We start from the raw sequence: 15,184 nt of genomic DNA, 5'->3' as shown, positions 1-15,184 counted from the left end.
TGGAGCCTTTCTGAGACCGTTGTAGTCCGTCTTTCCCCCCTTAAATTTCCTGTCCAAATCCAGTTGCAGCGCAACTGGACTACTTTTCCTCACCATGCCCAAGCCCCTCCAAGTCCTCATCTGGATCGCCATCTCCCTTCTCGGAGCAGGCTCCGTCGCATTCTCCGCGCTGCACAAAGGTGAAACCATCAATGCGCTGTGGCTCGTCGTTGCGGGCTTGTGTTCATTCGCGGTCGCCTATCGCTTTTACAGCAAGTGGCTCATCACCAAGGTGCTCGTGCTCGACAAGCATCGCGCCCCGCCCTCGGTCACGCACAAGGACGGCAAGGACTTCGTACCGACCAACAAATGGGTCGTCTTCGGCCACCACTTCGCCGCCATCGCCGGTCCGGGACCTCTCGTCGGCCCCGTGCTCGCAGCACAGTTTGGTTACCTGCCCGGCATGCTCTGGATCTTGATCGGTGCCACCCTCGGCGGCGGTGTTCATGATGCCATCGTCATGTTTGCCTCCATCCGCCGTGGCGGCAAATCGGTGGGCCAGATGCTCAAGGAGGAAGTGAACCCCGTGGTCGGTTTCGTGGCCATGGTCTCCGTCCTCGCCATCATGACCATCCTGCTCGCCGTGCTCGGCCTCGTGGTCGTAAAGGCGCTCGCTGAGAGCCCCTGGGGTCTGTTCACCATCGTCATGACCATCCCGCTGGCCTTCATCATGGGCTTTGGTCACACGATCTTCGGCGTCAGCGTGCGCAACATCACCATCTTCGGCATCGTCGGCCTGCTGGTCAGCGTGTGGGCGGGCAGCAACCTCAAGGCCTGGGGTATCGAGCACTTCTTCGACTACAAGGGCGAGACCATCGCCTGGTCCATCATGATCTACGGCTTCGCCGCCTCCGTGCTGCCCGTGTGGATGCTCCTCGCTCCGCGCGACTATCTGAGCACCTTCATGAAGATCGGCACCGTCGCCGTGCTGGCCGTCGTCGTCATCTGGGTAGCGCCTGACTTGCAGATGCCCAAGCTCACCAAGTTCGTGGACGGCACGGGCCTCGTCTTCCTCGGCAGCGTCTTCCCGTTTGTCTTCATCACCATCGCCTGCGGCGCCGTCTCAGGCTTCCACGCGCTCATCTCGTCCGGCACCACACCCAAGCTGCTCGACAACGAAGCCGACATCCGCAGCGTAGCTTACGGCGCGATGATCACCGAGATGCTCGTCGCCCTCATGGCCCTCGTGGCCGCCTGTGCACTGCAACCCGGCGAATACTTCGCCATCAATGCCGGCATCAACAAGACGATGGCCCCCACCGAAGTCGTTGGAGTCATCTCCAATGCGGGATTCCCCGTTACCGTCGCAGGCATGGAAAAACTGGCCGCCGACATCGGCGAAAAGACCATGTTTGGCCGTGTCGGCGGAGCACCCACCTTTGCCGTCGGCATGGCGCAGATGTTTGCCCGCGCCTTTGGTCCGGCGTGGATGTCCTTCTGGTACCACTTCGCCATCATGTTTGAGGCGCTCTTCATTCTCACCACCATCGACGCCGGCACGCGCGTCGGCCGCTTCATCCTGCAGGACTTCCTTGGCGGCATCTGGAAGCCGCTGGGCAACACCCGCAGCCTCCCCGCCAACGTCTTCGCCAGCGCCCTGCTCGTCGCCGCTTGGGGTTACTTCCTCTACCAAGGCGTGGTTGATCCCCTCGGCGGCATCAACACCCTCTGGCCGCTGTTTGGCATCGCCAACCAGCTCCTCGCCGTCATCGCCTTCTGCCTCGGCACCACCATCCTCATCAAGATGGGCAAGGCCCGCTACCTCCTCGTCACGGTGATCCCCTTGGTCTTCCTCATGAGCGCCACCTTCGCCGCCGGCTACATCAAGCTCTTCGACAAAGACCCGCGCATGGGCTTCATCGCCGGTGCAAAAATGTACGGCGACAAACTCGCCAAGGGTGGCACTCCCGTCGAAATGAAAACCTGGGCCGCCCAGCAGTTCAACTTCAACGTCGACACCGCCGTCACCGCCTTCTTCCTCCTCGCCGTCGCCATCATCTTCTTCGGCTGCCTCGTCGAATGGATCAAGCTCCTCAGCGGCTCGAAGAAAGTCGTGCTCAACGAAGAGCCGTACGTGGCGCTGCCGGAGGGGGCATAGTCAAGCGCGCCAGCGTCCTGGAGTGCGGTCGCGAAGATGCACGGCGCAAGCCTGCATCGGAGCTACCGCTTTCGCGAGGTGAAGCGCGCTCTCCGGCCCCAGCCTATCCTCCAGCCCGCGAAAATCGCGGAGCACGCCTTGCTCACGCCCTTTGCCAGCGCTTCGCAGCCTCGTTCATCATCTGCTCCCGCACTTTCCAGTCACCTTCCGCCAGACATCGCACGGCCTCAATGCGCACCAATAGCTTCTCTTCAACAGATGCTTGATCCCAGAGTTCCCTGAACAATCTCGTCTCCCGATATTTGCCGGGCAGCGCTCCGATGGAATATCCGAAGAGGGAAGGTCCAGAGGACTGCACGAAATAATCGGGCGGCAGCTCCAGCACATCTCGCACCCAGCGAAACTCAGGATTCTCCTCCGCCTGCCACGAAGTCACAGGCAGTCCTGCCCACTCCCACCTGTCTCTCCTTGCTCCGCTGTTGTGATCCGTCTGCTGGGTAAACCCCAGCGGCAGCAGCACCGCAGCCGCTAAGGCCAGCAGATGTTTGAAAATGGATTTCACCGACATGCGGGTACGCTCTCACACTCATAAAGAGGCGTCATGCAAAAAAGCCATGCCGCACCTTGCCTGAAATCAGCATGTCTTCTTTCTCATTTTGAAAACGCCCGCGCTCTCGCAGCGTTCTTTCCGCCTCATGCGCACCGCTTCCGCCCTCACCACGCTTCTGCTCACCCTTTCCACCTCGCTCCTCAGCGCCGCCCCAACCGCGCCCACCGCCCCCAGCTGGCCTGAGTTCCGCGGAGCCGCCGCACAGGGCCACTCAGACGCCAAGAACCTGCCGCTGACCTGGAGCCCCACTTCGCACATCGCGTGGATCGCACCCGTCGCAGGCATTGGCTGGTCCTCACCCGTGGTGGCAGGCAACCGCATTTTCCTCACCTCCGCCGTCTCTCTCAGCGGCAAGGAGGAGGCTACTGCAGACCGCTCTCTGCGCGTGATCTCGCTGGATGCCAGCAACGGCAAGCCCGTGTGGGACGTGGAGCTCTTCCAGGCCAAGTCTCCCCGCGCCCACCGCAAAAACAGCCACGCCAGCCCGACGCCCATCTTTGAAGACGGCAAGCTCTACATCCACTTCGGCCACCTCGGCACCGCCTGCCTGGACGCCGCCACCGGCAAGACGCTCTGGAGCACGCAAGAATTCGCCTACTCCCCCGTGCACGGCAATGGCAGCAGCCCTGTGCTGTTTGAAGACCTCCTCATCTTCAATGCCGATGCCGAAACCGAGCCCAAGGTCATCGCGCTCGACAAGACCACTGGCAAGGCCCGCTGGACCTTCGCCCGCCAGTCCGAGGCCAAAAAGAAATTCTCCTTCTGCACCCCGCTCCTCATCGACGTGGCCGGCCAGAAGCAGCTCATCACTCCCGGCAGCGGCGTGGTGAACGCGCTCAATCCCAAGGACGGCACCGAAATCTGGCACTTCAATTACGATCAAGGCTACTCCGTCGTCCCGCGCCCAATTTACGCGCATGGCATGATCTACCTCTCCAGCGGCTACGACAAACCCGTGCTCTACGCCATCAAAGTGGACGCCTCCTCCAAGGGCGATGTCACCGCCACCCACCTCGGCTGGACCATCGACAAAGCCGCCCCGCACAATCCCAGCATGGCCGTCATTGGCGATGAACTCTACTTCGTGGCTGACAACGGCATCCTCACCTGCGCCGACGCCAAGACCGGCGCCATCCACTACTCCGAACGCTGCACCGGCCCCATCTCCGCCTCCCTCCTCGCCGCCGATGGCAAGCTCTACCTTCAGGACGAAAAAGGCCTCGGCATCGTCGTGAAACCCGGCAAGACCTTCAGCATCCTCGCCACAAACGACCTCGGCGAACGCAGCCTCGCCTCGTACGCCGTCATCGGCTCGGATCTTTTGATCCGCACCGAGGGGAATCTGTACCGGATCAAGAAATAGACAGCAATGCTCAGCTTCTGCGCCACCTGCGGCCTGATATCACTCATTCTGCGCCTAATCATGTCCGCCGGAGAATTGACTTGGAACTGGTGGAACTGAGAATCCACTTTTGCCGTAATGCGGAAAAATCTGCTACTTTTCAAAGATTGTTCAGTCTGCAGCCCTTCACATTTAGAAATCATCGGTAGTCTAACCGGGAAATGAATCCCCCCCCCTCTGTTTGACCACGTCGTAGCACACCTCCGCTCTGTCCTTGTTCGCATGCCTGCCTCAGATACTTGGCAAAAAATTGTGATGCGGCAAAATACGGTCCTAGCTCACTTCCAACCTCTTTTTCATCCAGATCATCTGCCTCGTTTAACCGAAGCCGAATTAAGGCCATTCTTCTCCTTTGAACACAATTGCCACTGGACAACACTGGGGCGCCAAGTGAACCGCATTTGCGGAGCTATGCCGCTCATGCGTCAGGCTCTCGCTGCTCTCACAGACGAAAACCAGCCTATAAATAGGCGATTTGACACCGCTGAAAAAATAGTCTTCGGAATGGGAAAAGGAATTCTCACCGCCATCTTGCTGATCAGTCACCCTAACAAGTATGGAGTATGGAATGGGACCACTGAAGCCGCTCTCAAGGAGTTACTGAGAATTTGGCCTGAATTTGACCGGGGTTCATCGCTTGGAGAAAAGTATGTGAAGGTAAATGAGCTGCTTCAAAGACTGGCCGCTGCATTGAAGATCGATCTCTGGACTTTGGATGCTTTGTTATGGCAGGTTCTCAAAGAACACAGAGAAGCGAACGGTCAGGCTGCTTGAAGCCGCTTGTCGCTCCCCCAAGCGTTCCGCGCCATGCTCGAAGAACTGATCGGCCACCTCATCCTCTTTGCCATCCGCGTGGTGGATGGCATCATGGGGCTGTTTGGAGTGCTGCGTGCAGGCTCGCGAACGTTGATGGAAAACTCACGCGTGGGAGAATCACCCATGGAAGCCGAGTCGCGCCAATGGTGGGACCGGCTCGACAACCGCTGGTTCTGGCTCAGCCTCCTGCTCATGGGCATCGCAGCAGCGTTCGGGGTGAGCCGGGAGTGGTAGCAGGGTGTGTCGGCGAGAGATGAATCTCTTTGAGCCCTCTCCCAAGGGCCGAGGTGTCTTTTCTGGCATTCAGTGCACCAATCAGCAAACTTTGGAGCATTCAATCCAGCCAAATCCAAATTATCACCCTGAAATCGACATTTTCAGCCCCACCAAGATCAATCAAAGCCCAATTCACTCCGAAAAAGTCCATTTTTTGATTGTTATTTTCCAATTCAACCCCACTTTACCCCTCTAAATCGCAATTTTCACCCCAACCATCATGAGCCAGCAAAAAATGGACGGCGCGCAGGCGCTCATCAAAACCCTCGCAGATCTCGGCATCGAGTATGTCTTCGGCTACTCCGGTGGCGCTGCCATCCCGATCTTTGACGCGCTGCAGACTGTGAAGACGGACATGAAGTTCGTTCTCGTCCGCCATGAGCAGGGTGCCGTTCACATGGCTGACGGTTACGCCCGCGCCACTGGCAAGCCGGCCGTCGTTCTCGTCACCTCCGGCCCCGGCGCTGGCAACACCATCACCGGCCTCATGACCGCTCAGATGGACAGCGTTCCAATGATTGTCCTCTGCGGCCAGACCGTCAGCTGGATGCTGGGGAAAGACGCCTTCCAAGAGGCCGACATCTTCAACATCACGTGCCCGGTCGTTAAGCACAACTACCTGATCAAGAGCTCCAATTCGCTGCCCCGCATCGCCAAGGAGGCCTACCACATCGCCACCACGGGCCGCCCGGGTCCAGTTCTGATCGACATCCCGAAGGACTTCAGCCAGGGCCCCTTCACCGGCACGTTTGACGAGCCGATGGACCTGCCCGGCTACCATCCCGAAGACAACTTCAAGATTGATCAGGCCAAAATTCAAGAAGCCGCCCGCCTGATCGCAGGTGCCAAGCGCCCCGTGATCCTCGCCGGTCAGGGTGCCATGATCGCCCGTGCCGACAAGGAACTGCTGATGCTGGCGGAGACTCTCAACTGCCCGGTCACCACCACCCTGCTCGGCAAAGGCGTCTTCCCGGAAACGCACCCGCTGTCCCTCGGCATGCTGGGCATGCACGGCACCGCCTATGCGAACAAGGCCATCGTCGAAGCCGACCTCATCTTCAATGTCGGCTCCCGTTTCGATGACCGCATCATCGGCAAGCCGAACATGTTCGGCCGCAACGCCAAGCTCATCCACATCGACATCGATGCAGCGGAGTTCCACAAGATGATCAAGGTGGACGTCGCCATCAAAGGCGATGCGAAAGCAGCGCTGAGCGATCTTCTTCCCCTGGTCGAAAAACTGCCCACCGAAGACTGGCTGGCCACACTGGACGGCTACAAGAAGAAGTTCCCCCTCTCTTACAAGAAGCAAGGCGGCCTCCGCATGCAGCAGGTCATTGATGAACTCTACACCCTCACCAAGGGCAAGGCCATCATCTCCACGGACGTCGGTCAGCACCAGATGTGGGCCGCGCAGTTCTACAAGAACGACGAGAGCTACCACTGGCTCAGCTCCGGCGGCGCCGGCACCATGGGCTTCGGCTTCCCTGCGGCCATCGGTGCGCAGCTCGCCTGCCCGGACAAGCTGGTCGTCTCCATCTCCGGTGACGGCGGCTTCCAGATGACCCTGTTTGAACTGGCCACCGCCGCCATCCACAAGCTGCCCATCAAGATCCTCATCCTGAACAACAGCTACCTCGGCATGGTCCGTCAGTGGCAGGAGCTCTTCTTTGAGAACCGCGAGAGCGGCGTCGATCTCATCGGCAATCCAGACTTCGTCAAACTCGGCGAAGCCTACGGCATCAAAGGCTGGCACATCCGCCGCCCGGCCGATGTGGAGCGCGTCCTGCAGCAGGCCCTCGACTACAATGACGGCCCCTGCATCATCGAAGCCGAGTGCATCAAAACGGAGAACGTCTTCCCGATGATCCCCGCCGGTGCCGCACTGGAAGACATGATCACCGAAGCGCCGAAACAGCGCATGGAAAAACCCACCGGTTCGACCTAATCACGTAAGCGCACTCGCCAGAGTGCGGCGAAGGCTCGATGAAATCCAACCGCATCATCCAAGGCGACGCCCTCACGGAACTCAAAAAGCTCCCTGCGTCCGTCGCCCAAGCCATCATCGCTGATCCGCCTTACTTCAACGTTCTCGAAAATGAAGCCTGGGACACGCAATGGAAAACTGCCGCCGACTACCTCGCCTGGTGCGATGAGTGGGTGGCGGAATCCATGCGCGTCCTGCGCGATGACGGCCTCGCCTTCATCTTCGGCCAGCTAGGCAAACGCGAGCACACCTTTCTGCACCTCATGTCCCGACTCAGTCAGCAGCACCAGTTTCACGATCTCATCATCTGGGATCGTGCGGTGGGCTATGACGAGCGCCGCGACAGCTTCACCCCGCAGTACGAGATGATCCTCGTCCTGCGCAAAGGCGACGACGTGAAGTTCAACAAGGACGCCGTGCGCATCCCGTATGATGCCGCCACCATCGAGCTCTACCTCCGCGACAAGCGCTACAAGGACAAAGACGCCCGCCGCGCCCACCTGGATAAAGGCAAGTACGCCACGAACATCCTCCGCGTGCCCAGCCTGAAAGGCATCTCCAAAGAAAAGTGCGGCCACCCTTCGCAGAAGCCGCTCAACCTCATCGACAAACTCATCGCATGCTCCACCGACGCCGGCGACCTCGTCATCGATCCCTTCCTCGGTTCCGGCACCACCGCTGCTGCGGCGCAACGACTCCAGCGCAAGTGGCTCGGCATCGAGAAAGACTCCACGTACATCGAGATCGCGCAGAACCGGCTCAAGACCGACGAACTACTCTTTTAAATTCAACCATCGAAATCCCATGAGCGAACGCATCCCCGCCACCACCGACAAAAAGCCAGCGCTGCAGGCTGACATCATCAACATCCACACGCTGAGCGTCATGGTGAACAACCAGCCCGGCGTCCTCGGCCGCATCTGCGCCGTGTTCAGCCGCCGTGGGTTCAACATCGAGTCCCTCGTCGTCTCCCAGACGCGTGACCCCCGCTTCAGCCGCATGACCATCGGCATCAGCGGTCATCCCGAAGGCCTGCACCAGATCATCATGCAGGTGAACAAGCTCATCGACGTCATCCACTGCGTTGAGCACACCGACCGCGACGCCGTCTCCAAGGAAATGGTGCTCATCAAGGTCGCCGCCACCGCCGCAGAGCGCACCGAGATCCTCCAGATCATCGAGCACTACAATGGCAAGACCGTCGATCTTCAGGAAGACAGCCTCATCGCCCTGATCAGCGGCAACAGCGACAAGCTCGACGCCGCCGTCCGCCTGCTGACCAAGTTCGAGATCGTCGAAACCGTCCGCACCGGTAAAGTGGTCATGGCCCGTGGTTTGACTGAGACTTAATCTCGCCCCGGGTTGCCTGCTCATGTTTACAGTCTGGCATCACCTTTGCCGCATCGGTCTTCCGGTGCTGTTGGTGGGTGCCGGACTCGTATTTATTTCGCCGAACACGGAATGGCTGATTCTTCTGTCAAACCGCGCAGCTATCATCATGGCCATTCTTGGCCTCACCGGAGCCCTGCTGGCGCTGGCTTTGTTTTGCGGGTTCCGGTTCCGGTGCCCACATTGCGGCGGGAAGAAGACCTCGTTTGGCATGCATCAAAAACGCCTGTGGTTGAACTGCTGTGACTGCGGGCTCACCGAGGAAACGGGCTTTCTGAAGCTGAAGCTCAAGTTCACACCGAAAGCCGAGCTCGATCACGACTAAGGCCAGACCTGTCTACGGAACAAGCATGCAGTCACTGGCTCCCGAAGAACGCGACAGCGTCGTGGAGTGCGGTGGCAGAGATGCACGGCGCAAGCCTGCATCGGCGACACCGCTTTTCGTCAGCCGGACGCGCGGTCTCAGGCCCCTCATCCTCCTTCACCAGCTCGAAAGCGGCGTCGCGCCCAGGCTTGCCGCCGCACTCCAAGACGCTTCGCGCCATCGCCTCCATTTGTCCTGCTCCGCGCCTCTGGCTCACCTTCTTTCGCGATGCCCTGAAATTAAAAAATGCGTTCATTTTGACCAACGTATCGTTCTCAGGCATTCATTGTTCCCCACCTTTTTCGACTCTCAATGCGCATCCTGCACCTCACCCCCGGCACCGGCAATTTCCACTGTGGAAGCTGCCTGCGTGACCATGCGCTGATCAAGGCCCTGCGCGTGCGCGGCCATGATGCGCTCATGGCGCCGCTGTACCTGCCGTTGGTCACAGACCGTGAGTTCGGCTCGCAGGAGCTGCCCGTGCAGATCGGCGGCATCTCGTTGTTTTTGCAGCAGAAGTTCACCTGGTTTCACAAACTGCCGCGCTTTTTCCACAACTGGATCAACAAGCCCGATTTCCTCCGCAGAGCCTCCAAGCGCATGGGCATGACCAGCGCCAAGGTGCTCGGAGAAATGACCCTCGGCGCGTTGCTAGGCGCCGAAGGTCGCCAGTGGGGCGAATGGCGCAAGCTCCTCGAATGGATCCGCGGCAATGGGAAGTTTGACGTCATCTCCTTGTCCAACAGCCTGCTTACCGGTCTGGCTCCCGCATTGGAAAAAGAACTGGGCATTCCCGTCGTCTGCTCTTTGCAGGGAGAAGACAGCTTCCTGGACACCCTGCCGGAACCTTACCGCGCCCAGTGCTGGGAGGCCATGCAACGGAATGCACGGAGCATTCGCACCTTCATCGCCCCCAGCCGCTACTACGCCGACCTGATGCGCGAGCGCCTGGATGCAAGTGCCGCGCAGATGAAAGTGATGCCCAATGGCATCGACACCACAGCCTTCACCACCTCCTCTCCCGACCCGAACTGGCCCACAATCGGCTACTTTGCCCGCATGATCCACGGCAAGGGTCTTACCACCTTGGTGGATGCCTTCATCGACCTGGCCAAACGCGGCACCGTGCCACGCGTGAAACTGCGCATCGGCGGAGCCAAGACACCCATCGACGAAAAATATGTGGCCGGCCTGCAGCGCAAGATCAAGGCGGCCGGTCTGGAGAAACGCGTGGAGTGGCACCCCAATGTCAGCTTCAAAGACAAGGTGCATTTCTTCCACGACCTCACCGTCTTCAGTGTCCCCGCCACCTACGGTGAAGCCTTCGGGCTTTATGTCATCGAGGCCGTCTCCAGTGGCGTCCCTGTGGTACAGCCCGACCATGGCGCATTCCCGGAACTCATCGCGGCCACCGAAGGCGGCGTGCTCTGCAAGCCCGATGACGCCAAGGCGCTGGCCGATGCCCTCGAAGCCCTGCTCAACGACGACGAACAGCGCGAAAAGCTCTCCAAAAACGGAATTTCCCGCGTCCGCCAGGAATTCAGCGCCACCCGCATGGCCGAGCGCTTCGAAGCCATGCTGCAGGAAGCCGTGGCCACAACCCAAGCCGTGCATTGACCCTGCCCTTCTCCGCTCCAATGTTCGTCCGCCCATGACTTCCATCACCTTTGGCGAGGCCGTCCGGCGCTCGATTCAAAAAGACCCCCGCTACCACCCGGCCGCCTACGAACTGGTGCGCGATGCGCTGCACATGGCCGCCAAAAAATTCCGCGATGAAAACGCCGAAGACCAGCACGTCAGCGGTCAGGAACTGCTCGCAGGTTTCCGCGACTATGTGATCCAGGAATACGGCCCCATGTCCACCATCATCCTCGACCAATGGGGCCTCCGGCGCGGCGAAGATGTGGGCAACATCGTCTACAATCTGATCGACTGCGGCTACTTCGGCAAAAATGACGGAGACAGTCTCGAAGACTTCTCTGGCGGCTACGACTTCGAGCTTGCCTTTACCACCCCTTTCCTCCCTGCCTCGCTGCGTGAAGAGCGCGAGAAAAAATCCTCATGAAAAAAGTTCTCGCCCGTGCTGCGTCTGCCAAAGCAGCCTCCCTTTCCGTCCCTTCTCTGGATGCCAGCGTCACCACATTGCCCAATGGCCTGGAGGTCATCGTCCGGGAAGACCATGCCCACCCGCTCGTCAGCGTGCAGGTGTGGATCAAGGCCGGCAGCATGCATGAGGAGCAGCACACCGGCGCAGGCATCGCGCATTGCGTGGAGCACATGCTTTTCAAAGGCACGGAGAAGCGCAACCCGGCGCAGATTTCCCAGGGCATTCAGGCACTGGGCGGCTACGTCAACGCCTACACCTCCTTCAACCGCACGGTGTACTGGATCGACGGCCTCGCCGAGCACGCGGGCGGCTATCTCGACATCCTCGCGGACATGATCCGCCATTCGAAATTCGATGCCGATGAACTCACGCGCGAAAAAGAAGTCATCCGCCGTGAGATGGCCATGGATAATGATGACCCCGGCAGCACGATCCAGCATCTGATGCAGGCCACCGCCTTCCGCCAGCATCCGCTGCGCCACCCCATCATCGGTCATCGTGAAGTCTTCGATCAGATCACCCGTGCCGATGTGCACGGCTTCGTGCAGCGTCACTACGTGCCCAACAATGCCTTCATCGTCATCGCTGGCGATGTCGATACCGCCGCCGTGCTGGAAACGGTGCGCAGCTTCTTTGGCGACTGGCAGCGCCGTGCTTTTGATCCCGTGCTGCTGCCTGCCGAGCCACCCCAGCATGGCAGCCGCTCCGCCGCCAAAAACTTCACCACCGAGCTCACGCGCATCGCCCTTGGCTGGCAGATCCCCGGAGAAAACCATGCGGACAAACCAGCCCTCGACGTGCTGGCCTTCCTGCTGGGCTCCGGTCGCAGCTCACGCCTCTACCAGGAACTGCGCGAGAAACGCAGCCTCGCCCATTACGTCTGGGCCGGTGCCTGGTGCGCCCCTGAAGTGGGCCTCTTCAATGTCGAGGCCGAATGCAATCCCGCCGATGCCGACAAGCTGAAGAAGGGCATGCTCGAAGTCATTGCCACCCTGAAAAAAACAGGACCGGGCCGCGCCGAGCTCCAGAAGGCCGTGTGCGCCACGCTCAGCGGTCAGATGCGCACCCTGAGCACCGTCAAAGGCCAGGCAGGCAGCCTTGGCAACGGCTGGCTGCTCTCCGGCTCGCTCGACTACCAGCGCCAGTTCCTCAACGCCATCTCCGCACTCACGCCGGATGTCATCCGCGATGCCGCACGCCGCTACCTGACCCCGGAAGCGATGAGCACCGTGGTCGTGGGCGATGATGTCGAGGCTGACACCAAGGCCAAATCCACCGCCGACTCTGCACGGCCGGACATCCAGCGTTTCAAACTCAAAAACGGCCTTATCCTTCTTGTGGGAGAGAATCCGCGCCTGCCTCTCATCAGCGTCCGCACCAACTTCCTTGCCGGTGTTTTGGCCGAAACCGACCTCTCCGCCGGTGTCACGCAGATCTCCGCGCAGATGCTGCTCAAAGGCACCAAGAAACGTGCTGCGGCGGAGATCGCCTCCGAACTCGAAAATCGCGGCGGCAGCCTCATCTGTTCTGCGGACGCGCACCGCTACATGATCGGTGCAGATGTCATGCGAGGCGATGAAGCCGACGCGCTCGACCTCGTGGCCGATCTCATCCTCAATCCCGCCCTGCCCCAGGCCCAGCTGGCCGAGGTGAAAAAGCGCCAGATCGCCAACATCCTCGAAGAGAAGGAAGACCCGCTCACCGTCGCCATGCGCAAAGCACGGCGTGAGATCTTTGCCGGCCAGCCCTTTCACCGCACCGCACTCGGCACCGAGCAATCCGTGGCCGCGCTGAAGCTCACCGACTGCCGCGCCATGCTGCATGCCAGTTTTGCCACCGGCAACGGCGTCATCTCCGTCTTTGGCGATGTGAAGGCCTCTGTGATCAAAGCGCAGGTGGAAAAAGCCTTCGCCAAACTGCCGCGCGGCAACCGCCAGATCGCCATGGGACGTGAGTACCATGCCAGCGCCAAACCCGCCGCCTGGACCGAACATCTCGACAAAGAGCAGGCCGTCATCGTCGTCGGCTTTCGCACCGTCGGCCTTGAAGATCGTGACGTGCATGCGCTCAATCTCATTGATGAAGCCTGCAGCGACATGGGCAGCCGTTTGTTCAACCGCATCCGCGAAGAGCTCGGCCTCGCCTACTATGTCGGCGCACAAAACTTCGCCGCCATGGGGGCGGGTGCGTTCTATTTCTACGTCGGCACGGATCCCAAGAAAGTGAAGCTCGCCGAGAAGGAGCTCATGGCGCAGATCAATGACCTCGCTGACAACGGCCTGCATGCCGATGAGATTGATCGCGCACGCGTCACGTGGCGTTCCTCCTGGCTGCGTGCGCAGCAGGGCAACACCGGCATGGCGGACGTCTGCGCATGGAATGAAATCAACGGCCTCGGCTGGGATCATTTTCAGAAGCTCCCCGGCATCATGTCCGACATCAGTTCCAAGGAAATCCAACGCGTCGCCGCGAAGTACTTCGGCGAGAAGAAAGCCTTCATCGTGCGCGTGCTGCCAAAGTAGCACAAGCCTCCGGCTTGTGCGCCTGTCAGCGCATTTCATTCACATCCGCTGCATCGTGTGTGAGCCATGGCCCTCTGCCAGCGCTCACGCAAATTTCCACCGCAGATGAAGGGTCATGCCCGCCCTTGGAAATTAATTTTAATTTTCTGAATCTCCCCGCCAAACTTGGCCCGACGGCTGCTCTATCAATCACTCAGTTGGGGCGCAAGCTTCACAAACATTTCTCGGGTTCGCTCGAGGAAACACACAACGAGCTGGGGAGTCGCTTCATGGTTGGGACTCCTTGGTCACCTAAAGGCCCGGAAGGATTTTGGTTGGGTCCTTCCGGGCCGAGTTGTTTTCAGACACCGGGTGGGAGGAGGATTAGCAGTCCCCCACTGATTGGCTGCCTTCAAATTCCTTTTGTGACGCGGTCCCATACTTTCTGACCGGGAATTTGTTTAATCAGCAGAAAATGCGCAGGTCTGGCCCGCTGGCTGCTTTATCAAACACTCAGTTGGGGCGCAAGCTTCACAAACATTTCTCGGGTTCGCCTGAGGAAACACACAACGAGCTGGAGAGTCACTTCATGGTTGGGACTCTCTGGTCACCTAAAGGCCCGGGAGAATTTTGGTTGGGTTCTCCCGGGCCGAGTTGTTTTCAGGCGGCGGCAAGACCGCCGCCGCCGAGAGATCCGATTTTGACCATTGCAAATCAGGCCCTTCGTGGCTCATTCCCCTCCCTACCAACCCACTATGAAATCAATCGCACCGACTCTTGCCGCTCTCGTCATCACGTTTGCTGGTCTGACCGGAACAACCTCTGCCCAAACCGTGAGTGACGCCAAACCAGTGAAAATCGTGATGGAGACCTCCAAAGGCACCATCGAACTCGAACTCGACGCCGCCAAGGCCCCCATCTCTGTCGCTAATTTTGTGAAGTATGTGAAGAAAGGCTTCTATGACGGCCTGATCTTCCACCGCGTGATCCCTGACTTCATGGTGCAGGGCGGCGGCTTCACCCCCGACATGCAGCAGAAGGAGCCGGACGGCCAGATCGAGAACGAAGCCAAGAACGGTCTCAAGAACGTCAAAGGCACCCTTGCCATGGCCCGCACGCCCAACCCACACAGCGCCAGCTCGCAGTTCTTCATCAATCTGAAGGACAACAGCTTCCTCGACTATCCTGGTCAGGATGGCTGGGGCTACTGCGTGTTCGGCAAGGTGAGCAAAGGCATGGAAGTCGTTGATGCCATGGCCGCCGTCGCCACCGGTCGCAAAGGCCCCCACGGTGACGTTCCAGTGGAACCGATCATCATCAAGAGCGCCAAGATCGCTGAGTAATCAGCGTCAGCTCTTCACCGCCAAACTTCAATGCCAGCCGGGAAACCGGCTGGCATTTTTCTTTTAGCACGATGGATACTCCTGCTGCAAACAGGCAGGCAGATTCTCTGAAGTACGACAGACACTCCTGTCTGTCGGCCAGTGCCTTCGCACGCTCCCCGCGCCTACGTCCCACCCCAAACCGACTGAACAGCCCGGAGGCGCACTCGAACAACTCGTGAACTTTGGCCCATGTCGGAGCGCTGATCAACG

The 15,184-nt window shown here is 59.7% G+C and carries 13 protein-coding genes; 12 read left to right on the top strand and 1 reads right to left on the bottom strand.

Features of this window, described 5'->3' with window-relative positions:
• The first annotated feature begins 94 nt into the window (after window positions 1-94).
• Complete coding sequence (locus tag AC24GY_RS04520; RefSeq protein WP_487680661.1) at window positions 95-2,137, top strand: carbon starvation CstA family protein; 2,043 nt, start codon at window positions 95-97, stop codon at window positions 2,135-2,137.
• A gap of 142 nt (window positions 2,138-2,279) precedes the next feature.
• On the opposite strand, the gene AC24GY_RS04515 is transcribed toward AC24GY_RS04520, so the two are convergent.
• Window positions 2,280-2,705 (bottom strand): hypothetical protein, encoded by a 426-nt coding sequence (locus tag AC24GY_RS04515; RefSeq protein ID WP_487680659.1) that lies wholly within the window; start codon window positions 2,703-2,705, stop codon window positions 2,280-2,282.
• Between the two features lie 127 nt (window positions 2,706-2,832).
• Here AC24GY_RS04515 and AC24GY_RS04510 point away from each other — a divergent pair, with 127 nt between their 5' ends.
• From AC24GY_RS04510 to AC24GY_RS04460, 11 genes are all read left to right on the top strand, one after another.
• Entirely contained in the window at window positions 2,833-4,110 is a 1,278-nt protein-coding gene (locus tag AC24GY_RS04510) for a PQQ-binding-like beta-propeller repeat protein (RefSeq protein ID WP_487680657.1), read from the top strand.
• A gap of 261 nt (window positions 4,111-4,371) precedes the next feature.
• Window positions 4,372-4,923: a hypothetical protein gene (locus AC24GY_RS04505; RefSeq protein ID WP_487680655.1), complete on the top strand. Its 552-nt coding sequence runs from the start codon at window positions 4,372-4,374 to the stop codon at window positions 4,921-4,923.
• 33 nt (window positions 4,924-4,956) lie between these two features.
• Entirely contained in the window at window positions 4,957-5,199 is a 243-nt protein-coding gene (locus AC24GY_RS04500) for a hypothetical protein (protein ID WP_487680653.1), read from the top strand.
• Window positions 5,200-5,461: 262 nt separating this feature from the next.
• Complete coding sequence (gene ilvB / locus AC24GY_RS04495; RefSeq protein WP_487680651.1) at window positions 5,462-7,189, top strand: biosynthetic-type acetolactate synthase large subunit; 1,728 nt, start codon at window positions 5,462-5,464, stop codon at window positions 7,187-7,189.
• Window positions 7,190-7,227: 38 nt separating this feature from the next.
• The gene (locus tag AC24GY_RS04490) at window positions 7,228-8,013 is read left to right on the top strand and encodes a DNA-methyltransferase (protein WP_487680649.1); all 786 of its coding nucleotides are present in this window, start codon (window positions 7,228-7,230) and stop codon (window positions 8,011-8,013) included.
• A 19-nt stretch (window positions 8,014-8,032) separates the two neighbouring features.
• On the top strand, window positions 8,033-8,578 hold the full coding sequence (ilvN, locus tag AC24GY_RS04485; protein WP_422316128.1) for an acetolactate synthase small subunit: 546 nt from the start codon (window positions 8,033-8,035) through the stop codon (window positions 8,576-8,578).
• 22 nt (window positions 8,579-8,600) lie between these two features.
• A complete protein-coding gene (locus tag AC24GY_RS04480; protein WP_487680647.1) occupies window positions 8,601-8,942 on the top strand; it encodes a hypothetical protein in 342 nt (113 codons plus the stop codon).
• Window positions 8,943-9,293: 351 nt separating this feature from the next.
• Window positions 9,294-10,598 (top strand): glycosyltransferase family 4 protein, encoded by a 1,305-nt coding sequence (locus AC24GY_RS04475; RefSeq protein WP_487680645.1) that lies wholly within the window; start codon window positions 9,294-9,296, stop codon window positions 10,596-10,598.
• A gap of 34 nt (window positions 10,599-10,632) precedes the next feature.
• On the top strand, window positions 10,633-11,046 hold the full coding sequence (locus AC24GY_RS04470; protein ID WP_422321575.1) for a Minf_1886 family protein: 414 nt from the start codon (window positions 10,633-10,635) through the stop codon (window positions 11,044-11,046).
• The gene (locus AC24GY_RS04465; RefSeq protein ID WP_487680642.1) at window positions 11,043-13,610 is read left to right on the top strand and encodes a M16 family metallopeptidase; all 2,568 of its coding nucleotides are present in this window, start codon (window positions 11,043-11,045) and stop codon (window positions 13,608-13,610) included. The genes AC24GY_RS04470 and AC24GY_RS04465 overlap by 4 nt, the downstream gene beginning before the upstream one ends.
• Window positions 13,611-14,440: 830 nt before the next feature.
• Window positions 14,441-14,932, top strand: coding sequence for a peptidylprolyl isomerase (locus AC24GY_RS04460; RefSeq protein ID WP_422321580.1), 492 nt, complete (start codon window positions 14,441-14,443; stop codon window positions 14,930-14,932).
• Window positions 14,933-15,184: the final 252 nt, after the last annotated feature.

It is taken from the genome of Prosthecobacter sp. Pr1 (genome assembly GCF_057652315.1).
Note: the sequence above shows the minus strand (reverse complement) of the source record. Positions and strands in the feature narration are given on the sequence as shown.

Bases quoted from the DNA above. Each gene is read 5' to 3' on its own strand.
- AC24GY_RS04480 (WP_487680647.1), top strand. From the start codon at position 8,601: ATGTTTACAGTCTGGCATCACCTTTGCCGCATCGGTCTTCCGGTGCTG.
- AC24GY_RS04515 (WP_487680659.1), bottom strand. From the start codon at position 2,705: ATGTCGGTGAAATCCATTTTCAAACATCTGCTGGCCTTAGCGGCTGCG.
- AC24GY_RS04500 (WP_487680653.1), top strand. From the start codon at position 4,957: ATGCTCGAAGAACTGATCGGCCACCTCATCCTCTTTGCCATCCGCGTG.
- AC24GY_RS04510 (WP_487680657.1), top strand. From the start codon at position 2,833: ATGCGCACCGCTTCCGCCCTCACCACGCTTCTGCTCACCCTTTCCACC.
- AC24GY_RS04520 (WP_487680661.1), top strand. From the start codon at position 95: ATGCCCAAGCCCCTCCAAGTCCTCATCTGGATCGCCATCTCCCTTCTC.
- AC24GY_RS04470 (WP_422321575.1), top strand. From the start codon at position 10,633: ATGACTTCCATCACCTTTGGCGAGGCCGTCCGGCGCTCGATTCAAAAA.
- ilvB (WP_487680651.1), top strand. From the start codon at position 5,462: ATGAGCCAGCAAAAAATGGACGGCGCGCAGGCGCTCATCAAAACCCTC.
- AC24GY_RS04505 (WP_487680655.1), top strand. From the start codon at position 4,372: ATGCCTGCCTCAGATACTTGGCAAAAAATTGTGATGCGGCAAAATACG.
- ilvN (WP_422316128.1), top strand. From the start codon at position 8,033: ATGAGCGAACGCATCCCCGCCACCACCGACAAAAAGCCAGCGCTGCAG.
- AC24GY_RS04465 (WP_487680642.1), top strand. From the start codon at position 11,043: ATGAAAAAAGTTCTCGCCCGTGCTGCGTCTGCCAAAGCAGCCTCCCTT.
- AC24GY_RS04490 (WP_487680649.1), top strand. From the start codon at position 7,228: ATGAAATCCAACCGCATCATCCAAGGCGACGCCCTCACGGAACTCAAA.
- AC24GY_RS04475 (WP_487680645.1), top strand. From the start codon at position 9,294: ATGCGCATCCTGCACCTCACCCCCGGCACCGGCAATTTCCACTGTGGA.